The following is a 20,494-nucleotide window of genomic DNA, read 5'->3' as shown; positions in this document are numbered from 1 at the left end:
TTTTCAGTTTTTCCGAAGATTAGTCCCTTAAAAGGACGTAGATCATCTAAAATAATGATCAGTTTTCAAAAATAAAATCTTCAGAGCATGAAAAAATGCCATACGTCACAGCATTTCATGTTAAATTTAGTCTTGCAATTTCAACCCAAGGTGTAACACATAACGCAAGGTTAATAAATAGTTTTTTTCCACAAATTTCTTGGGCGGATTGATCCGATGGCCTTTTTAGCGTTTCCAAACCCCCAAAAAATACGGAAAAAACAATTAAAATCAGCCAGTTCAGGATGCAGCATTCTGACAGTGCAAAAAACGTCATCGCCACTATCGCGGAGGCTGATTTATGATGAAATTGGGCCCTTCCTGTTGCCGTTCGAACCGCATTCGGACGACTCGTTTTCCCTTCGGTTAGACCTGCAGCCGGGGTGGTTGGAGCGAAGCGAGGGCGGCGGACAGACACTGTCCATGGAACTCTGTCAGGGGATTTCGAGGCACCTCTGGAAAGGTGTTGTCCAATTCTTTGCCGGCTTTGGAACGGTAAGTCCGTCCCTACCCTTCCGTTGCTGAATTGGCGGCTCCGGAAAGGAATTCCCAGGGCGCATTCGGTTTGTTGTCCAGGTGCTTAAACAATGATGGGACTTCCACTTGTAAATTTTGGCTAGTGTGTCAATATTGCGAGGTAGATGCTTATCTTAGGTTCGTAGTTTTCTTTCTATTTTGGTTTTATTGGCCTTCAGAATCTTCTCTGTTTTTTAATTTCAGGAGCCAAGGATTCCGATGAACAGGGTTATTGAAATTTTATTGTGCCTCTGTGCGCTGGTTTTTGCATTTCCGTTTTTCGTGTTCGCGGCATTGCTCACACTGCTTACGTTGGGTCGACCGGTTTTTTTCACGCAAACGCGAGCAGGAAAAGGCGGCACGGTGTTTATCCTCGCCAAGCTGCGCACCATGAGCGATGCGCGCGATGCCGGCGGGAACCTGCTGCCCGACGAAAGACGCGTCTCCACATCCGGTATTTGGCTGAGACGCCTTCGGCTCGATGAGTTTCCGCAGCTGCTGTCAATCCTTCGCGGTGAGATGGCCCTGGTCGGACCGCGCCCCTTGAAGCCCGAGACAGTGGCGCAATTCGGGGCAGACGGGGTCCTGCGCGGAGCCGTGCGGCCGGGGTTGACCGGATGGGCCCAGGTGAGCGGTAACACGTCTTTGAGCAACGAGGAGAAATTGCGACTGGACCTTTGGTACATCGCGCATCGCTCCGCAGCGCTCGATCTTCAGATTATCTTTGAAACTATCGGGGTTGCACTTTTCGGTGAGCACAAGAACGCAAGCCGGCTCGATGCCGCAAGCTCCTGGAAAGGTCTCGATAACGGGGCCGACAACAAGCAGGTTTCCGCATGAAGACCGTCTTTGTGGGTGCGGTCGAAGGGTCTCTTGAAGCTCTTGCCGCAATTTGCGCCGCCGGTCACGTTCCCGCCCTCGTGGTGACACTGCCGCCGCAGCTGTCCGGCCGGCACTCGGATTTTGCCGATCTCGCGCCGACGGCCGAAAAGTACGGCGTGCCCGTCCACCACACTTCAAGATCCGACAGCGAGGAGACGCTCAAAGTCCTTCGGGAAGTCGACCCTGACCTGATACTTGTTATCGGCTGGTCGCAGATTTGCGGGCCGGACTTTCGCGCCATACCACGGCTCGGCTGTATCGGGTTCCATCCCTCTGCTCTGCCGCGCCTGCGCGGCCGAGGTGTCATCCCCTGGACGATCCTCGTGGGTGAAACCGAAGCAGGCGCAACCCTGTTCTGGCTTGGTGAGGGCGTGGACGATGGCCCGATCGCAGCTCAGATGCGGTACGACATCGACCCGGAAACGATCACTGCTCGTGAACTCTATGACCGCGTGAGGAACGCAGTGTCGCAGATGCTGCCGCCCTTGTTGACCCGGATCCAGTCCGGCGAGGTGCCGTCAGAACCGCAGTCTGAAAACGGCGTAAGCATATGTGCGCGGCGGCGGCCGGAAGATGGTCTTATCGACTGGACCCGTCCCGCGGCGGAGATCGACCGGCTTATTCGTGCCGTCGGTCCCCCCTATCCTGGAGCTTTTACGGAAACCTCTGACGGGAGCATGCTGACCGTGACCCGTGCCAGGCATTGCCCCCACAAGGGTCGTTACATCGGTCTTCCTGGCCAGGTCCAGGCGGTTGACGGTTCGGTATTTACCGTCGCATGCGGCGACGGCCAATGTCTTGAAATTCTCGAATGGACCGGCCCCGACCGGTGCCCAGGTCTTCACTCCAAATTCAGCAGTCGTGCAAAATCATGAATTCACCAATTTTCACCGGCGACGGCCCGGCACTTGTAATCGCGCCCCATCCCGATGACGAAGTTCTGGGTGCCGGAGGCACAATTGCCCGTCTTGCGGATCAAGGCAGAGCGGTGCATGTCGCCATTGTCACACGCGGACGTCCGCCCAGGTTCTCAGCCGAGCAGATCCACACGGTTCGCGAAGAAGCCGCAGCCGCGCACGCCCATCTGGGCATTTCGCAAACCCACTGGCTCGATTTTCCTGCCGCTGAATTGGCAGAGTATCCTCATGCCGATCTGAACGGCGGGCTGGGCGCGCTCGTTCGGGATCTCGACCCGACACTGGTCCTGGCACCTCATCCGGGCGACATCCATCTCGACCATCAGCTCTGCTTTCTGTCCACCCTGGTTGCCAGCCGGCCCCATCAGGCCCGGCATCCCTCCGTCATTGCGGCTTACGAAACTCTTTCGGAAACCAACTGGAATGCGCCGTACCTCACGCCGGCATTCGTTCCCAATGTGTTCGTGGACATTTCAGCAACGCTCGACCGCAAGCTCGAGGCTTTCCAGCTGTTCGCAAGTCAGGTTCGCGAGGCACCCCACGAAAGGTCGGTGGAGTCCCTGCGGGCGCTGGCCACCTTGCGCGGGGCGACCGTTCACCGTTCTGCCGCCGAGGGGTTCGTCCTTGTGCGTTATGTGGTCTGAGGAGAGAGGATATGGGCGGTTGGCCAGTCTACACTGACGAAGAGATCGATGCCGTTACCGGCGTCCTGCGGTCCGGCAAGGTGAATGCCTGGACCGGCCCGGACGTCTTTGCCTTCGAATCGGAATATTGCGACTACACCGGCGCTGCTCACGCAATCGCAATGGCCAATGGTTCGGTAACACTGGACACCGCGCTGCGAATTCTCGACATTCAGCCGGGCGACGAAGTCATCGTGACCCCACGCAGCTTCGTTGCATCAGCCAGCTGTGTGCTCCTGGCCGGCGGCATTCCGGTGTTCGCCGACATTGATCCGGACAGCCAGAACATCACGCCGGAGACGATTGCCCCTCTCATCACCTCGCGCACGGTCGGCATCCTGCCCGTGCATCTGGCGGGCTGGCCCTGCGATATGGACGGCATCCTGGCTCTTGCCCGCGCCCACAATATCTGGGTGATCGAAGATTGCGCCCAGGCACATGGCGCGATGATCGGTGAACGGCATGTGGGTACGCTGGGTGATTTCGGATCCTATTCATTCTGTCAGGACAAGATAATCTCGACAGGGGGCGAAGGGGGGATGCTTCTCACCGAAAATCCCGACCTTTGGTCTCGTGCCTGGAGTTTCAAGGATCACGGCAAGGGCTATGCGACGGTGTTTGAAAAAGACCATCAGCCCGGCTTTCGATGGCTGCATGATTCAGGCCCGGGCACCAACCTTCGCATGGCGGGACCTTCCGCCGCTATCGGGCGCATACAATTGTCGCGGCTCGCGGAAACCCGCGCCCACCGGACGCGCAATGCCTTGACGCTTGCCGAAATCCTCAGCGGATCGAATGCGTTACGGGTTCCCGTTCCGCCTCAGTCCGTCACCCATGCCTATTATCGCTTTTACGCCTTCGTACGCCCGGACGCCATGGCCGACAGCTGGTCGCGCGACCGGATCCTTGCCGAAATTGCCGAAGCGGGTCTGCCCGCGTTTTCCGGAAGCTGTTCTGAGATCTACAAAGAGGCAATGTTTCGCGACCGCGGGCTGGGGCCCGACAAACCGCTTCCCGTTGCCAGGCAGCTGGGCGAGACAAGTCTCGCCTTCCTCGTGGATACCACGTGGGAACAGGAGCGGATCATCGAGCTGGCCGAAAAAGTCGCTTCGATCGCTGATCGATCGCTTGCGGTGTCGCACAAGTCACCTGCAAAGGCCCCCGCCTGAAGCAACCAGCCAGCGTCATGCCGATCAACCCAGATTGGCCATAAGGCCATCAATGCCTCGGGTTCACACGCGGTCCAGCGTTGATTGGCGTGTGCCACGTTATCAGGCGTTCTGAACCCTTCTGTTTCGGTAGATTTTCTGACCGAAGAAGATTTGGTACGGCAGTCTCTCGAGTATCAGATAGGAGAAGTGCGAGAAGATTGTTGTGAGAATAAATACGACCGTGCCAAAAATTAGAAGGGACACAAATATATTGTCGCCAAACAGGCCGAGAGATGAGAATATTTGCCGTGTAGCAAAGTATATATACGGATGAACCAGGTAGAAGCTGTAGCTTATTGTTCCGAAGAAGAACATGATCCTGTTGTTCAGTAATTTCCCGGTCAGGCTGTCTCTCGAAGCCGCAAAAAAGAAGTAGGTCGCAGTGGCCAGGACCAGGAGCGCCGGGGCGGGTATGATGGTCGGATAGGCCTCATAGAACTCGTACGTCCGAAACTTGAAGTCCCACGTGGAAGCCAGATAGACCCAGACGAGAAACGAAATGGCCTCAAGCGTTTTCGTGTACTTCAGACCGCTGGTGATTTCGCTCCTGTACATCCAGTAGATGGCGGCCCCGGACAGAAAAAACAGCGCCTTCGGATAGTAGTAGGTAAACAGTACCGGTATCGCCAGGGATGCGATCTTCCAGACGATGTTCATTTTTCTTGTCAGGAAAAAATACGTCATGCAGGCCAACGTATAAAACATCACTTCATAGGTCAGGCTCCAGGCGTTCGGGGCAACCTGCTTTGTTGTTGTGAACAAATCCAGGAAGGTCAGGGAAAACAGAACTGACTCAAGGTTGTTCAGTTCCGGGTACCTGTTTGTCACGCCATTCAGGACGGCAAAAAACAAGGTCGAAACGAGAAAGAGCGGATAGAGCCTCAGAAGGCGCCTGAGGGCAAACTCTGACGGAGAATACCTCATCACACTCGGCAGGATGACAAACCCGCTGATTACGAAAAACAGCATGACGCCGGATGTGCCGAAGTTGTGAAACGGCACAATCCCTTCAACATATCCCGGCCTGTCATTGTAGATGTGTTCGGCTGTTCCACCGAGAATATGAGCGACCAGCACCATGATCGACGCAACGCCGCGCAGACCGTGTACGGAATAGTTGAATTGCGAACTTTGCGGCGAAGTGGAATTCATAGCGGACCATATTCAATTTTCGAAAACAAAGGTGATTAACGTCCATTGTCAGCCCTGTTTGGTCTGAAACGACGTGGCTGCTCGACATTCAAAAAGTGCAATCAGAAGTCTTGTATCGAGCCTGCTCGGCATGTTTGGTCGCAGGTATCTCTTCGTTATCAACGACCGTGCGACTGCTAACGTTATTTTCAATTTCAAATTAGTATTTCAAAAATATTATCGAAAACAATAGCGTTGTCAATTTCGATTTGCCTGATGGTAGATCTCATCAAAGGCAGTTCAGTCTCCTCTTCAAAATTGCTTGAGGAGACGTCTCTTTCAATTTTGTTGACTTTAGAGCATGTTGCGCTGAATCGGTTCGTGTCTGGCCAGCTTGTTGCCAGGTGTCATGTTCGAGAACGGCTTCAGTGTCCTCAAGGACTTCGAGCAGGCGCATGATTGGTACGCGAAATCCGCGGAGACCGGTAACAGCATTGCAATGTGCCAGTTGGCTGCAATGCATGATACCGGGCTCGGCATGGTCTGTGCTGACGTGGTTCAGTTCAGAATTGCGTTGACCGCGCCAATCAGGTCCAGAACCTTTTTGGTATTGCTATCAACCCGGTAGACATAATCGCCAACCCGGTAATAGGTCTGACTGGGGTCCAATCCGTAGACGCCCGGGTTCCGGACCGGCGCATATTCACTGTAGATACGGTCGCCTGGTCGGTAAATTTTCTTGGCTTGGCCCGGCGGCAGACAGCCGTTGCTCTTTTTTGCGAGGCCGGGGGGACAGCCCTTTGGTCCACCCGCCTGAGCAGACACAGGTAAAAGTAACAGCAACGACGCCATCGCGATCAGGACAGGTTTGTGCATCATTCGCCTCCTTTATGATACAACCCGAGACCTGCGGACTTAGTTCCCGATTGAACCAGGTCCGCCACGTCTCTGGCTGTCGAAGCTTGCATTTGAGTAACAAAGCACGCCCGAACACCTGCATGTCCCTACCGAAATCCAATCAGGAAATCGCGAAATAGCTGTCGGGATTCTCCTGCATATCGTCGACGTCAACATTGTTGAGTGTGAGTGTATCGCCTTGACCAAGGTCGACAACGGTATGGCTGCCCACTTGTGTTGCCCGTGCGGCTACATCTGCCGCGGACGAAATGCCGGTGTTGTTGATGTTGCTTGAAATCTGCAGCATGTCTCCAGCTTCGAAGTCCAGGATAACATCGTGGCCGCCGCCACCGGCGAAGACAAAAACGTCGCCACCGCTCCCCCCAGCCATGACATCATGGCCAGCACCGCCTTCGATAAGATCCGAGCCGTCACCACCAAACAGAAGGTCATGACCTTTTCCGCCCGAGATATAGTCGTCGCCGTCACCACCCAGAATAATGTCATGGCCATCGCCGCCCAGTAGGACGTCGCTGCCGCTTTCGCCGAGCAGCGTATCGTTTCCCTTGCCACCGTCGACGAAATCGTCGTCCTGTCCACCAAGGATGACATCTTTTCCACCCATGCCGAAAATGAGGTCGTCCCCACCGAGGCCAAAGATAAAGTCATGGGATCGTGTGCCGCTCAGAAAATCCTGGAACTCACTGCCCTCTATTGTAGCCATGTCCTGTCCTTCTGGTCTTCATGATGAATCAATCGCGCTTCGAATTAATTGGCGATTGATCAATAGAATAAACAATACAAATCATAATAAAACCCCGAGTCTAGATATTTTCGAATAATAAATTACGTCGAAATTACGAGTATTTTTGAATATTAATCTCGGAAATTAGAATCTAAATTCACTACTAGTTAAAATATGCGCTATCAGAGGATAGAAAAAGAATGCTTTGCGAAAACAAATCAGCTGAAATTTGACTGCGTTTGAATACAGCAATGAAAAACAAAAAAGGGTCGAAACGAGATCGCGGCCAAAACAGCCGGAACTTGTTTCAATCGAGGACTGTTGCGTTGGGTGCGGCGTGCAAGAAATTGAGCCGGGTTGTCTACCAAAAAACCAAGAGTATTAGCCTCTCACAGGAAGTCCCTCATGAGACCCCGGGCATCGCCGAGACCTGATCGGCAAGGAACTCGACCAGTAGTCGAACCCTTGCAATACGAGAACGTTCGGGGACAATCAGAAGGCTTAGCGGCACGGATGGAGGGGAATAGTCAGGCAGGACTGGTTCGAGTTTGCCTTGTCTCAGGAGATCATCGACAAGCCAACGATGCGCGGGTGCAATGCCGCGTCCAGCGATGAGCGCTTCGCGTGCGCCGAGGCCATGATCCACGCGAAATTTCCCGTCGAACGGCACAGAATGACGACTGCCATCATGTCCCTTCAACACAAGGATGTCGCTGCCCGCCACGTTCGACATGCGAATGGCCTGATGACCTGCCAGATCCTGCGGAACGGTTGGTCTTCCATGTCTGGCCAGATAGTCAGGCGACGCAACGAGCAGGCGTCGGGATTCACCAAGAGCACGCAGTTTCATTGAGCTGTCTGTGAGCGGACCCAGGCGGAAGGCCATGTCGACGCCCTCGCGAACGAGGTCGATACGCTCGTCGGACAAGCTGAGATCAATGGCAATATCAGGTTGGAGATCCTGAAAGGCAAAGATCAATTTGGTGATGTGCAGCACGCCCAGTGCCGCGGTGCAGGAAATGCGGATTGAGCCGGCCAAAGCAGAACGGGAGGTCCGGGCTTCCTCTACAGACTGCTCTGCCAGCCGCAGTATCTGAATGCAGTCGGCGTAGTAGCGGCTTCCCTCCTCAGTCAATGTAACGCGTCTGGTGGTCCTGCTGAGTAACGGTACTCCGACAGCTTCTTCGAGCTCCTGCACATGGCGAGTGACCGTTGACTGGCCAACTTCGAGTTCGCGGGCAACTGCCGACAGGTTGCCCCGTTCGACAACACGCACGAAGGTTCGCATGCGTTCGAACGATATCTCCGATTTATCCATTTTTCAGAATAATCATATCCATTCCCCATGTATATCGGAATGACTGCCCGTTGGCTATCTATTGGGTGACTTTCCAACAACGGAGCACGAACCAATGAATGTTCTTCTCGTATATGCCCATCCCGAACCGCGCTCGTTGAATGCTGCGTTCCGAGATGTCGCCGTTGAGGCATTGCTTGCCCAGGGCCATAATGTGCAGATTTCAGACCTGTATGCCGACAAATGGAAGTCGCAAGTTGATCGCGCTGACTTTCCGTCTTTGGCCGAGCATGATCGTCTCGTCACGACCGCCGCATCCAAAAAGGATTTCGAAGCAGGCACGCTCACGGAAGACGTACAGGCAGAAATCGAAAAGCTCCTATGGGCCGATGCCTTGATCCTCCAGTTTCCTCTTTGGTGGTTCTCGATGCCGGCGATCCTCAAAGGTTGGATCGACAGGGTTTTCGCCTACGGTTTCGCTTATGGCGTCGGGGAACACAGTGACAGTCGCTGGGGTGACCGTTACGGCGAAGGAACGCTGGCAGGTAAGCGCGCCATGCTGCTTGTGACAGCTGGCGGATGGCAGGAGCACTATGATGCGCGGGGCATCAATGGACCGATCGACGACCTCCTGTTTCCGATCAATCACGGTATTCTCTACTATCCTGGGTATGACGTCCTGCCGCCATTCGTGGTCTATCGCGTCGACCGGTTCGACGATAGCGGGTTCGAGCCGGTGGCAGAGCGATTGCGGGAAAGAATGCAGACGCTGTTTACGATCCCGCCGATCCCTTACCGACCGCAAAACGCAGGCGATTACCTGATCCCAAGCATGCAGCTCCGCCCTGGATTGGGCGAGGAAAGCAAGAGCGGCTTCTCGCTTCACATAGATAATGAAGAGCGTGACCCTGCCGGTCTGAATGCCGAAGGATCGCCAGTCTCCGTTTGACGAGACAAGTCTGCAGAGCGTGGTTGCAGCTCCAGAAAGTTATGACTGGCCTTGCCGCCGTGGAACCAGGGAGATTTTGTTGCCCTGTAGGCCAACAATCAAAGGCCAATTCTGCGGCGCAAGCGCTGAACAGCGCTGATCATTTGGAACGACTTGGGTGAAAACAGATGCTCCTGCACGGCGCAGGAACGCCCGACGGTTTCCGATCAGATCGAGTGGATCGGCTGCCAGGCAACCTTCATCAAGGCGCATTGGAACAACTTCGATGAATTAGTAGTTTTTTTATACTAGCAGTTGTTTTTTAATACTGATTCTGACATTCTGTGATGACCGTCGATAATCCTCACGCTGTGACTGACGAAACAATCGCGGAATGGGGAGACAAAAGGAGCGGCCTTCAACAGGAACAAGATCTGCCTCAGGTCGCGCCGGAGGCAATGGCGGAAATGGCCGGATTGGCGTTGCCGCGATCGAAAAGGCCGACGAGCGCAACCCGCATTTCGCTCCGGGTGTGTTGACGAGTTCGAGCAGGTGGAAGCATGGCAAAAGTAACACGGCTGCAATGCCGCTGCGGTGAAGTTGAGATGGCAGCCGAGGGTGCTCCGATCATGAGCACGGAATGCCTGTGCAATTCGTGCCGGGAAGCTGCTGATGGAGTCGCTTCCGGGTGCGCCGCCTTTGAAGGAGGCTACGAGCGGCACACGCACGGAGATGTTCAGAAAGGACCGTGTCCACTGCGTCAAGGGCGGTGCTCACCTTCGGGAATTCCGCCTGAATGAGAAAACAAAGACACGCCGGGTGGTTGCTGCCTGCTGTAACACGGCAATGTTCCTCGATTTCACCGATGGCCACTGGGTCGACCTATACGGCCCTCTCTGGCCTGATAGTAGCCTTCCTCCCCTGCAGATGCGGACCATGGCGGGTGATCTTGATGATCTCTCCATGCTTCCGGAGGATGTGCCAATTCACAAGACGCATTCCCCAAGGTTCTTTCTGACCCTCATAGGGGCTTGGATTTCGATGGGGTTTCGCCGCCCGAAGATCAACTGTGTCGAAGGTGTGCTCGATGTTCGCACCTGAAGAAATCTGCTGGAAGAAAGACGGCAAATCGTCTGGCTGGATCGGATCAATCGCTCGCGCAACTTGCCGTTTCGCATTTGGCGGTGAGGCGAATGAAGACAGCACTGCCATTGGTCCGTTCTCGACTACGTACGCCGGGTCCTGTGAGACGCAGTTTGCGATTGGGCAAGACGTGGAGCCGCGTCACGACTGTTCTTTTTCTGTCGGAATGGACGAACACCGGGAGTGATATGGAATGAAACTGTTCTTCAGCCGAAATCCCAATCCTCGACTGGCGGTCGCGGTGGCTCGCTATCTCGACGCAAACATCGAGTTCGAATTTGCCTCGCCCCTCGCCCCTGGTGAGGCTGAGAGGTTTCTACCGCTAAATCCCAATCTGTTGTTACCCATACTCTCAGAATCGGGAAAAAGCCTTTGGGAGACCGATGCAATTGCCTGCCGGCTTTCGCGCCTCGGACGTTCGAATTTCTGGCGCGCCGGCGACGACGAACCGGAGATGATCCGTTGGCTGAGCTGGAGCAAGGAGAACTTCGAGAAAGCTTGCGATATTGTTCATTTCGAACGGGGGACCAAACAGCGCTACCGGCTTGGTTCGATTGACCCGGAGAAAATCGAGGAAGGTCTACGCCTCTTCCGCAGATCCGCGGAAATTCTCGAAGTCGAACTTTCTCAACGCGAGTGGCTCGTCGGAAATTCGGTTTCCTATGCCGACTTCCGAATGGCGGCGTATTTGCCCTTCAATGATGTCGCAGGTCTGCCGATCGAGGACTATTCTTGCATCGCTCGTTGGTATCACCAGCTCGAACAGATCGCTGCCTGGCGTGACCCCTTCAACGGCCTGGATGCGCCCCCATTGCCGTCAATCGATGTGGCAGTGCATGCGGACGCCTGAAAATGAACCTCTTCCGCGATACCAACGACCGTGCCGCCGTTGCGCTTCTTGAAAGACAGGAGCAGCTCAGTTTCGCAATTCTGGGCTCGGCGTCTCGCGGGGAGCACCTGGAACCACCAATCGAAAGGAGACAACCGTGAAAATCGTTACCAGCCTAAGCTTCCGGGGCCAGTGTCGTGAGGCTTTTGAGTATTATGCGAAGGTACTCAACGGGAAGATTACAGCCGCCATGCCTTATGCCGACGCACCTCCAGGCATGCCCATCACCGATGAGGCGTACAAGACCTGGCTGATGCACTGCTGGTTGGAAGTTGGTGACCAGGCGCTGATGGGTGCCGATATGGACACCGGATGGGCGCCTGGCATCGATAAACCCAAAAACGGCTTCGATGTCACGCTGCATACCGAAGACAAGGCAGAAGCGGAACGTTGGTTCGGTCAACTGTCCGAAGGCGGCAAGACGGTGATGCCGTTTGCAGAAACCTTCTGGTCACCAGGTTTCGGCTCTCTGGTCGACCGCTTCGGCATTCCATGGATGATCAACGTCATTCCATCGGCTGACTGGCGCCCGCAGCAGGGTTGACCTGCAAGACACTCTCACATGAGGCACTGTCGAAGGATTAGCTCGCAACACCCTAGGGAGACCAATGCCGACTTAAACGACGAACGTGCGCAACCAAGACTTCACAAGGCCGAATTCGTTGGGGGCCATCTCAGGTCCAGTCACTTTCAGGCTTCATCGATCCAACTTGAAAAGAGCGTGCAGGATTTCTATATCGGCGCGTTGAGGACGACCTCATATGTGGAAATAACAAAGCGGGACGACCCGCTACCATTGTTGAGGTTTCAATGCGGTCCCCGCTCGATCGTCTTCGGCAAGCACTAAGCTTCGAAATTATCGCACTCGTCCTGGCCGTCCCGCTCGGAACGGTCGCCTTTGGCGTGCCAATGCATGATGTTGGCGTCGTCAGTGTGGTCAGCGCAACTATCGCGACGCTCTGGAACGTCGTCTATAATTTCGTTTTCGACGTGACCTACAGGCGCCTTACGGGCGAGACCCTGAAGACGCTCATTGTGCGCATCATCCATTCGATTTTCTTCGAGATTGGTCTGCTGATCGTTCTGATGCCATTCATTGCCTGGTATCTGGGTGTGTCCCTTTGGCAGGCTCTGGTAATGGATCTGTTTTTCGTAGCCTTCTACCTGGTCTACGCTTTTGCCTTTAACTGGGCTTACGACAAACTCTTCCCGCTTCCCGAGTGGAGAAATCAGCCCGTTACTAGGTAGCGGCAATCGAGAAACAACGTCTGGATAGACTTGAACGTCTGCAACGGTTCCAGAGCTGTGGCCGCACATTCTAACGTTCCATGGCGCCCTTGCCGGCAATGATCTTGTGGCGAAACTTCTCGATTCGAGCGACACGTGTTGCGGACTGTTTGGCCTGGTTAAGATTGAACATGTAGCTTCTTTGCCGACCCGGCGTGAGCGCATAAAATGCATCGGCCAGCTCCCGGTCCGTTTGCAGGGCCTCAGCCAATTCATCCGGCATGTCAATTTCCGTTCGTACCTTTGGTGGCTTCGTGCCTTTTTCCGCATGCTCCATAAGTTGCCGAAGGTACGCGCGGATCACTGGTTCCATCTCTTCAACCAGGGCCACATCGGCAAAGCGGATTATGCTCGGTGTACGAGCGTTCGGTCCCTGTGGTTCAAGCACATTTTCCGGGTCATTCAGGAGACCGGCGTTCATGAAACTCAGACGAAAATCGCTGCGAAACGCCCCAAAAATCGCTATGTTTCGGCCAGCGTGCATATAAGTGGGATGCCCCCACTTGACGGTTTCTTCCAGTTCCATGTCAAGGCAGATACGGCGCAGATGCCTCAGACCGTCGATCCAGGGACGGGTTGAACAGTCAGGTGTTTCAAAGCGTTCACATCGACCACAGCCCTTGGTAAAAAAATCTTCCGGATCCGTGATCATCGGCATCGGTTGCCAGCTCTCTTACTTGCGTTCTTCATTTTGGGTTTGCAGCCAGCGTTAGCCCGTGACCTGTTGATATGGTCGGGAACTCTCCACGGGAATATATCAAAGGTTGTGGCGATGAAAGAACCATACGGCTTTTCAGGGTAGGTTGCCACCGCTTGCCTGGTGTCAGGGAGCCGTAATTCCATCGACATACTACCCGTGGAAACTCCACCGTGAGTGGGGCTTCATTTGGGCGGTTTCACAGCATGATCGTCACATGGGAAGATGTCTTCCTGACTGCAGTCGGTTTGACAAAATCAGACTGGGTGTTCGGAGCTTTCCATCGATCTGAAGTCGGGTTGTTCGCGACGAACAAGTGATCAAGCCCACCAACTTTCAAACCCTTGCAGACATCTCGAGCCATTCACCATCTTGTGCGTTGAAACAACAGCCATCGCGCCATCTCATTATCTCCTGACAAGGAAGCCAAATGTGGAGCCCGCATTACCGATCAATTGAACGGATTTCAGCGCGAAAGAGTTGACGGGCTAGCAATTGCCGTCTCTTCGGTTTGTTTGGCGTGGCTAGGAGGGTGTCGTGCGCCGTATCGCCTCAAGTTCATTGCTGCTTATGGTACTTGCCGTCTTTGCAATGGCACCGCAAGCATCGGCACAGAACAAGTCGCACTTGAACCTGGTGCTGGCCGTGGATGCGTCAGCCAGTATCAATGATCAGGAATTCGAGCTGCAGCGAACCGGTATAGCGATCGCGCTTCGGGATCCAGATGTACAAGCAGCGATTGTTCAAGCGCCCGGCGGGATCAATTTAGCAATCGTGCAATGGGCAAGCATCAGGCACCAGGCGATTGCGCTTGAGTGGACGCGCTTGCGCGAAAAGCATGACATCGACACTCTGGCGACAAAAATCAGGAAAATGCCTCGCATTCTCTCGGGCGGCAACACGATGATCCACGCCGGTGTTGAATTTGCCGGGAAGATGCTCAAGGACGCTCCCATACCTGCGGTGCGACAGGTTATCGACGTCTCCGGCAATGGTCACGCCGATGATGTGCCGATGCTTGAAAAAGCACGTGACAGACTGATTGCCCAGGGTATCGTCATAAATGGTTTGGCCATTGAGGAAGACCCGATCGATGTTGCCCGTCATTTTCGACATCATCTCATTGGCGGGACGGGAGCATTTGTCATTACCGCGCAGGATTTCCCTGATTTTTCCAGAGCGATGCGGCTCAAGTTTCTACGCGAGATCGGCTCGCCAGTCGCCGTAAACGGTTCTGCTGCCGATAAAGGCTTCTACCTATCCGGACTTAACAGGCTTGGCGCTGCTGCAGACCAATGAAAGCTGGTCCTCTTTTACCAGGACGGTCAAAGGTGCTTACCGGGCTCCCGATCAATATGGTGATTGCTCTGGCGCCAGCATTGGTTCGTTTGTCCGCGGCGAGCACGCGCCGCAGGTCTGATGCCAGCCCAGGAAATGATGGACCGTTCATGGCGTAACCTGCCAGTCCCCTAAGCGTCCCCTGAACACGGGCAGTCGGCTTCTCCTGAACAGGCCGCCTATTTTCGGAAGCATTAACCCTTCAGCACAACCGTTGGAGGGCCTATTGTCGATATTCGTTGATTCAATCCCTCAACTAAGTCGGTTTCGATGGCATCAAGCACCAATAAGAATATCACGGCGGCAAATCGGGCTGCATGGAATGCTTCGGCGCATTTGCACGCGGAAGGAGACCATTGGGAGCAACTTCTTGAACGCGCGGTTTGCCCAGGTTTTTCAGTTCTCGATCCAACTTTGACCGCTATTCTGGGTGGGTTGGAACTGACGGGAAAATCTGCTGTACAAATCGGCTGCAACAATGCTCGAGAGTTGATTTCGCTCGCTTCCTTAGGCATCCGCCCTGAATTGGGGATCGATCAAGCGAGCGGTTTTCTTGTTCAAGCCAAACGACTTGCTGATGCTGCGGGCCTCGACGTCCGCCTACTTGAGGCGGACATCTACGACTTGCCTCGGGACGTCGGCCAGTTCGACCTCGCTCTCATTACAATCGGCGTTCTCAACTGGATGCCCGACTTGCCAGAGTTTTTTCGCGTCACGTCTGGCTTGCTTGTACCTGGAGGAAGGTTGGTCATCTATGAAACGCACCCATTCCTCGAGGTTTTTGACCCAGTTAGCCCCACCCCATTCGAGCCAGCTTTCAGCTACTTCGATCGTCGGCCGCAGGACGTCACCGAAGCAATTACCTATGACGGCAAGGACCACGGTGAAGGCGAGGCGGGATACTGGTTCATTCACCCGCTCGGCGAGATCGTGACCGCCTGTGCCCAAGCAGGGCTAGCTATAGTCGAACTGAGGGAATACGGACACACCATCCGTGAACCAGAGTACGACCTCTACGAAGGCCGTCCCGCACAGATTCCCATGAGCTACAGCCTCGTGGCTCAAAAGCTGACGAGCACCAAGGGTTGATAGTTGCTATTCGTGGCGAGCACGGCGTTGAAAGCTGTGGGCTCCAGGCCGACCTTTGTTGCGGTTGAACTGGATGACATTAAAGCAGACCCAATTCAGTCATTCAGATATTCTCGAACGCTTCCCAGAGCAGACGTTGCGAATAGATTTGCCTTCCTGTCTTAGTCGTCAGGGCTTGAACGTGCCGTCTCGAAGATCTGCAAAATAGCTGTCATTTCCGATCTGGCCGCCCTTTAGCGCAATTTCGAGTTCTGATCCTCCGCGGGTATGGGCGGTGCACACGGGCGAACCGGGTGTGGTCGGGATGGCTTGGCGGAGTGTCAGGGCGAAAATGTCCAGTTCCGCCAGAGCGTGGCTTGATGTGTCGCCACCGGCAACGGCAACACGCTCGAGACCATGCCGGTCCTTGAGGGTAGCCAGAAGGCGGCCGAGGGTTTTGCCGACCTGGTCGAGGTTCAAGGATCCTGTTACCTCTTCGGTGGTTTTACCTTTTGCGGTGTAAAGGATCGGACTTTGGCCGGTTTCGAGTGCCTCGGAAGCGATCTGCAGCACGCGTTCGAATTCCTGCTTGATGCCGTTGCCGGTTGCCAGTGCATTGAAATCGACTTCGATGCCCCTGAAGCCCAAATGTTCCGCGGTTTCGATTTGGCGCGCGGTTGTTGGCGAGCAGCTTCCCGAGACAACTGCGATACGGGACTTGGACGTCAGAGGCGGAGAAGGTTTCGGCGGCTGCAGCAGGCCAAGTTCGCGCCATTTGTGCAAGAGGGCATATTCAACGCCGGACGAGCCGGCAATGAATGGACCCAGGTCCTGCCTGCTTTCTTCGAGATAACTTCCCGCGGCCACCTGGGACAGGCTGTCGTAAACATCTATCAGGAGATTGGGGTTGCCCGCTTGGTCGATATCCGGGACATGGCCGCGCTTGGCGGCGATGGAACCGTCCAGCGGGGTCAGGCATTCAAAGGGCAGGTTCGTCTGTCCTGACAGGTGTTTTACCAGGTCAGCTTCGTGCATCGGCGTTGCCGGGTGCCTGCTCATCACGGGATGTCTGTCTATTCTGTAGACTTCATCCTGGTAAGCCGCGAACAAATTGCCGAAATAGGTGTAGCGCCGAAGCTGGGGAGCCCCGACTACAATAGCTGTCCGTTTCTGGCTGAACGTTTCCAAACCGATTTCCAGGGCACGGCCAATGGAGCCCTTTTCCGGCGAACTGTCGAAGGTCGAGCAGGTCTTGTAGTGGCAGAAACGCGCGTCGAGGGTCCACAGCCAGGAGAAAATCGCTGGTAGGTGCTCCGACATCCACTCGGGTGTCTGGCTACGGCTGATGCCTGCCAGGCCGACCGCTCGACAATGCTTGAACTTTTCGAGCTGTTTTTCGCCGGGGATAGACGTGAACAGGACGGTTTCGACGCCTCCGGTTGTCAGGGCTTCCATCACGTCCGTCGATCCCGTGAAATCGTCACCGTAATAGGAAATGAAAAGATCGCCGGTCATTTCCTTGCTCCGGCGCCGTCTTTTTTGCCGAATAGGTCCAGGGCCTCGGAAAGTTCCTTGTGATCTTTCGCGAAAACTTGTGCCGGAATTCCGCCAACGGCTGCCTCTGCAGCCTGCTTCAGGCTGGCGACACCTCCGGCAACACCGCCGGGGTGTCCCATGATCCCGCCCCCGGCACAATAAATGAAGTCGGTGTGCCCTACGGCCCGGCAGGTGTCTTCCATTTGAACCGCTGTCTGACCCGACGAGAATACCGGCATCGCCTGATATCCGCGTTCTCCTGACAAGGGATCATCGAGAGAGCGGGCGTTTTCGATAACCGTGGTGTCGGCCTCTGTAAACTTGTTCGCGATCCCGTTGACATGCAGATGATCCGCTCCGGCGAGCCTCCAGAACTTCTGCCAGACACGAAACGAGATGCCGATATCCGGCGATCTGGAATAGATGCCCCAACCGTTTCTGTGGCAATGAAGTGGAAGATCAATGTGCCGCCGGATGGCGGTCAGGCCCGTAAGGCCAAGTGAAAACAGGCTGACCATCGCACAGGTGCCGCCGGCTTGTTGCAGGAGGTCGGCATTACGGCGCATCACGTCCAGCTCGTCGGTGATGTTGAAGGCGTACATCACCTTCCTGCCGGTGCGGTCCGCATGCGAATTGATGACTTTCATGACTTCGTTCAGGCGGTCCTCGAACGGGCAGTGAGGCCCGTTCGCCTGCAATTCATCATCCTTGATGAAATCGATTCCACCCTCGGCGAGTTTTGCGACAAGAGACGCTGTTTCGGCAGGTGAGAGACCGACGCTTGGTTTGATGATCGTGCCGATCATCGGCCGGTCCCTGACACCGGCAAGCGCCAGAGTTCCCTGCCGGCCGTAGGCCGGACCCGGATACGCCACGGCGAATTCTTCAGGAAAGGAAATGTCCGTCAGGCGAAGCGCGGACACGTCTGCCAGTTCGAAAAGGTTGCCGGCAATGGTTGCCAGGACGTTGGGAAGGGATGTGCCCATGTTCTCGAGCGGCCAGGAAAGAACGACCTCGCCGCGCGTGTAGGTCTCCGCGCTGATCCGGCACGGCAGCGAGGGAACCCTGCTGCTCGATGTTGCCGTGACCCGCTCGACCCTTGCCCCGGAGAGCTCTTTTAACCGGTCTGTTTCACCCGGCAGCTTCAGGAATGTTCCCGAGGATTGTTCACCTGCGATTACCTCGGCGGCCCGCTCCAGAGTTGTCGGTGTTTCAAGATCATATGTTGCAAAGAGCCTCCCCATTCCCGTCCTCTGTCCTGTTCCAAGTTGCGCATTGCTTATATGACTATCAACTTATCATACCAGTTGACAACATGATTTGTATGTGAATTTATTTGCGCAACAAATTTGGAGGACACATGAAAATCGCTCTCATCGGTGCGGGGGGAAAAATGGGAGTGCGGCTCTCCCAGAACCTGAAAGGCTCCCGTTTCAACGTTGCCCATGTGGAAGTCAGCGATGCAGGCAGAGATCGGCTGAAGGCGGAAGTCGGCGTCGACTGTGTCGACGTCGACGCCGCGCTTGAAGACGCACGTGCGGTTATTCTTGCTGTGCCGGACACTGCGATCCGGGCGGTGGCGAAAGGCATCATCGACAAGCTTGCGCCAGGAACGATGCTGATCGCACTGGACGCAGCTGCGCCCTTTGCAGGGCACTTTCCAGAGCGCAAGGACGTGACCTATTTCGTCACCCATCCCTGCCATCCGCCGATATTCAACGATGAAACGCAGTTGCCTGCGAAACGCGACTATTTCGGCGGTATTGCTGCCAAACAGGCGATCGTGAACGCCCTCATGCAGGGTCCGGAAGAGGACTATGCAATCGGGGAGGAGATCGCGAAAACCATTTTTCAGCCGATCCTGCGTTCGCACCGGGTCTCGGTGGAACAAATGGCGCTCCTGGAGCCGGGCCTGTCCGAAACCGTCTGCGCGACCCTTCTCGTTGTGATGAAGGAAGCAATGGATGAAGTCATCCGGCGAGGGGTCGACCCCGTGGCGGCCCGGGACTTTCTTCTGGGTCACATGAACATTCTTGGGGCAGTCGTCATGGAAGAAGTCGACGGCGTCTTCTCTGATGCCTGCAACAAGGCCATCACCAATGGCAAGAAACGTCTCATGCGAGACGACTGGATCGGCGTGTTCAAGCCGGACGAAATCAGGGAAAGCATCCGGCAGATCACCTGATTGAGCGGTTCGCCATCTCGTATGGCGAACGTTCAGATTGGTGCCGTCGGGGTCTTGGAGGGACCCCGCGGGACCTGGCACGAGATTGAACCTATTGTTGGGAGGACAACATGAAATTCACGAGACGAATCCTGCTTGCCAGCGCTGCTGTTGCAGCTACCCTGCTTGCACCCGCTTACGCTTCCGCAGCCGACCTCATTGCAATCATCACACCGTCGCATGACAACCCGTTTTTCAAGGCGGAAGCCGAAGGCGCGCAGAAACGTGCCGAAGACCTCGGCTATGACACACTCGTGCTGGTCCACGATGACGATCCGAACAAGCAGAACCAGCTCTTCGATACGGCAATTGCCCGTGGTGCGAAGGCGATCATCCTGGACAATGCCGGTGCGGATGCGACTGTCGCTCCAGTCCGCCGCGCGAAAGAAGCCGGCATTCCGTCGTTCCTGATCGATCGCGAAATCAAGGAAACAGGCATTGCCGTTTCCCAGATCGTCTCCAACAATTACCAGGGAGCACAGCTCGGCGCGGAGGAGTTCGTCAAGCTGATGGGTGAAGAAGGCAAATATGCCGAGCTGCTGGGCCGCGAAGCCGACACCAATGCCGGAATTCGCTCCGCAGGCTATCATGATGTGATTGACCAGTACCCCGATCTGGAGATGGTTGCCCAGCAATCAGCCAATTGGAGCCAGACCGAAGCCTACGAAAAGATGGAAACCATCCTTCAGGCCAACCCCGAGATCAAAGGTGTCATTTCAGGAAATGACACCATGGCCATGGGAGCCTGGGCAGCTCTCAAGGCAGCCGGGCGGACAGATGTGATCGTTGTCGGTTTTGATGGCAGCAACGATGTACGCGACTCCATTCTGGAAGGCGGCATCAAGGCAACCGTGCTGCAACCAGCCTACCGGCAGGCCCAGATCGCAGTAGAGCAGGCTGACCAGTACCTGAAGACGGGATCGACCGGTCAGGACGAAAAGCAATTGATGGATTGCGTCCTGATCAATGGTTCGAATGCAGGTAACCTTGAGACTTTCGCGCTGAACTAGGCCCTTTGTCACACTGCGGCGGATGCTCCGCCGCGGTGTGATCTTTCCCACGAAAA

21 protein-coding genes are annotated in these 20,494 nt (G+C 55.2%); 14 read left to right on the top strand and 7 right to left on the bottom strand.

Annotated features, from left to right (window positions below; genetic code table 11):
• Positions 1–774: 774 nt before the first annotated feature.
• Genes Q666_RS64440 through Q666_RS64425 form a run of 4 tightly spaced genes read left to right on the top strand, consistent with a single transcriptional unit; the run spans position 775 to position 4,206 of the window.
• The gene (locus Q666_RS64440; protein ID WP_022999549.1) at positions 775–1,395 is read left to right on the top strand and encodes a sugar transferase; all 621 of its coding nucleotides are present in this window, start codon (positions 775–777) and stop codon (positions 1,393–1,395) included.
• Entirely contained in the window at positions 1,392–2,312 is a 921-nt protein-coding gene (locus Q666_RS64435) for a methionyl-tRNA formyltransferase (RefSeq protein WP_022999548.1), read from the top strand. The genes Q666_RS64440 and Q666_RS64435 overlap by 4 nt, the downstream gene beginning before the upstream one ends.
• Entirely contained in the window at positions 2,309–2,998 is a 690-nt protein-coding gene (locus Q666_RS64430) for a PIG-L deacetylase family protein (protein WP_022999547.1), read from the top strand. The genes Q666_RS64435 and Q666_RS64430 overlap by 4 nt, the downstream gene beginning before the upstream one ends.
• Before the next feature lie 11 nt (positions 2,999–3,009).
• On the top strand, positions 3,010–4,206 hold the full coding sequence (locus Q666_RS64425) for a DegT/DnrJ/EryC1/StrS aminotransferase family protein (RefSeq protein ID WP_022999546.1): 1,197 nt from the start codon (positions 3,010–3,012) through the stop codon (positions 4,204–4,206).
• Between the two features lie 102 nt (positions 4,207–4,308).
• Here the strand turns inward: Q666_RS64425 and Q666_RS64420 are convergent, their stop codons facing one another.
• Positions 4,309–5,400: an acyltransferase gene (locus Q666_RS64420; protein WP_022999545.1), complete on the bottom strand. Its 1,092-nt coding sequence runs from the start codon at positions 5,398–5,400 to the stop codon at positions 4,309–4,311.
• 388 nt (positions 5,401–5,788) lie between these two features.
• Between Q666_RS64420 and Q666_RS66985 the strand changes: the two genes are divergently transcribed.
• On the top strand, positions 5,789–6,007 hold the full coding sequence (locus Q666_RS66985) for a hypothetical protein (RefSeq protein WP_353608807.1): 219 nt from the start codon (positions 5,789–5,791) through the stop codon (positions 6,005–6,007).
• Here the strand turns inward: Q666_RS66985 and Q666_RS64415 are convergent.
• The 3 genes from Q666_RS64415 to Q666_RS64405 form a co-directional block, all read right to left on the bottom strand.
• Entirely contained in the window at positions 5,938–6,258 is a 321-nt protein-coding gene (locus Q666_RS64415) for a hypothetical protein (protein WP_022999544.1), read from the bottom strand. The two genes, Q666_RS66985 and Q666_RS64415, sit on opposite strands and share 70 nt — an antisense overlap.
• A 139-nt stretch (positions 6,259–6,397) precedes the next feature.
• Positions 6,398–7,000 carry a calcium-binding protein gene (locus Q666_RS64410; protein WP_022999543.1) on the bottom strand — a complete coding sequence of 201 codons (603 nt, stop codon included), beginning with the start codon at positions 6,998–7,000 and terminating at the stop codon, positions 6,398–6,400.
• 424 nt (positions 7,001–7,424) lie between these two features.
• A complete protein-coding gene (locus Q666_RS64405; RefSeq protein WP_022999542.1) occupies positions 7,425–8,339 on the bottom strand; it encodes a LysR family transcriptional regulator in 915 nt (304 codons plus the stop codon).
• A 94-nt stretch (positions 8,340–8,433) separates the two neighbouring features.
• Here Q666_RS64405 and Q666_RS64400 point away from each other — a divergent pair, with 94 nt between their 5' ends.
• From Q666_RS64400 to Q666_RS64380, 5 genes are all read left to right on the top strand, one after another.
• Positions 8,434–9,267, top strand: a complete 834-nt coding sequence (locus tag Q666_RS64400; RefSeq protein WP_022999541.1) for an NAD(P)H-dependent oxidoreductase — start codon at positions 8,434–8,436, stop codon at positions 9,265–9,267.
• Between the two features lie 651 nt (positions 9,268–9,918).
• A complete protein-coding gene (locus tag Q666_RS64390; RefSeq protein ID WP_022999539.1) occupies positions 9,919–10,347 on the top strand; it encodes a hypothetical protein in 429 nt (142 codons plus the stop codon).
• Positions 10,348–10,582: 235 nt separating this feature from the next.
• On the top strand, positions 10,583–11,239 hold the full coding sequence (locus Q666_RS64385; RefSeq protein WP_022999538.1) for a glutathione S-transferase family protein: 657 nt from the start codon (positions 10,583–10,585) through the stop codon (positions 11,237–11,239).
• 136 nt (positions 11,240–11,375) lie between these two features.
• Positions 11,376–11,822, top strand: coding sequence for a VOC family protein (locus Q666_RS0134400; RefSeq protein ID WP_031268836.1), 447 nt, complete (start codon positions 11,376–11,378; stop codon positions 11,820–11,822).
• A 266-nt stretch (positions 11,823–12,088) separates the two neighbouring features.
• Positions 12,089–12,526: a PACE efflux transporter gene (locus Q666_RS64380; RefSeq protein WP_022999536.1), complete on the top strand. Its 438-nt coding sequence runs from the start codon at positions 12,089–12,091 to the stop codon at positions 12,524–12,526.
• 70 nt (positions 12,527–12,596) lie between these two features.
• Here Q666_RS64380 and Q666_RS64375 read toward each other — a convergent pair whose 3' ends face one another.
• Positions 12,597–13,217 (bottom strand): YdeI/OmpD-associated family protein, encoded by a 621-nt coding sequence (locus Q666_RS64375; RefSeq protein WP_035910218.1) that lies wholly within the window; start codon positions 13,215–13,217, stop codon positions 12,597–12,599.
• A 582-nt stretch (positions 13,218–13,799) separates the two neighbouring features.
• Here Q666_RS64375 and Q666_RS64370 point away from each other — a divergent pair.
• A complete protein-coding gene (locus Q666_RS64370; RefSeq protein ID WP_152533476.1) occupies positions 13,800–14,561 on the top strand; it encodes a DUF1194 domain-containing protein in 762 nt (253 codons plus the stop codon).
• 309 nt (positions 14,562–14,870) lie between these two features.
• On the top strand, positions 14,871–15,689 hold the full coding sequence (locus tag Q666_RS64365) for a class I SAM-dependent methyltransferase (RefSeq protein WP_022999532.1): 819 nt from the start codon (positions 14,871–14,873) through the stop codon (positions 15,687–15,689).
• A gap of 168 nt (positions 15,690–15,857) precedes the next feature.
• Here the strand turns inward: Q666_RS64365 and Q666_RS64360 are convergent, their stop codons facing one another.
• Both Q666_RS64360 and Q666_RS64355 read right to left on the bottom strand, forming a co-directional pair.
• Positions 15,858–17,183 (bottom strand): four-carbon acid sugar kinase family protein, encoded by a 1,326-nt coding sequence (locus Q666_RS64360; protein WP_022999531.1) that lies wholly within the window; start codon positions 17,181–17,183, stop codon positions 15,858–15,860.
• Positions 17,180–18,448 carry a ribulose-bisphosphate carboxylase large subunit family protein gene (locus tag Q666_RS64355; protein ID WP_022999530.1) on the bottom strand — a complete coding sequence of 423 codons (1,269 nt, stop codon included), beginning with the start codon at positions 18,446–18,448 and terminating at the stop codon, positions 17,180–17,182. The genes Q666_RS64360 and Q666_RS64355 overlap by 4 nt, the downstream gene beginning before the upstream one ends.
• Positions 18,449–18,564: 116 nt before the next feature.
• Here Q666_RS64355 and Q666_RS64350 point away from each other — a divergent pair, with 116 nt between their 5' ends.
• Both Q666_RS64350 and Q666_RS64345 read left to right on the top strand, forming a co-directional pair.
• The gene (locus tag Q666_RS64350; protein ID WP_022999529.1) at positions 18,565–19,389 is read left to right on the top strand and encodes a phosphogluconate dehydrogenase C-terminal domain-containing protein; all 825 of its coding nucleotides are present in this window, start codon (positions 18,565–18,567) and stop codon (positions 19,387–19,389) included.
• A gap of 110 nt (positions 19,390–19,499) precedes the next feature.
• Positions 19,500–20,438: a D-ribose ABC transporter substrate-binding protein gene (locus Q666_RS64345; protein WP_022999528.1), complete on the top strand. Its 939-nt coding sequence runs from the start codon at positions 19,500–19,502 to the stop codon at positions 20,436–20,438.
• The last annotated feature ends 56 nt before the right edge of the window (positions 20,439–20,494 follow it).

This window comes from Labrenzia sp. C1B70 (genome assembly GCF_000475395.1).
GTDB lineage: Bacteria > Pseudomonadota > Alphaproteobacteria > Rhizobiales > Stappiaceae > Roseibium > Roseibium algicola.
The sequence above is the reverse complement of the archived record's forward strand: the minus strand, read 5'-3'. Positions and strand labels throughout refer to the sequence as shown.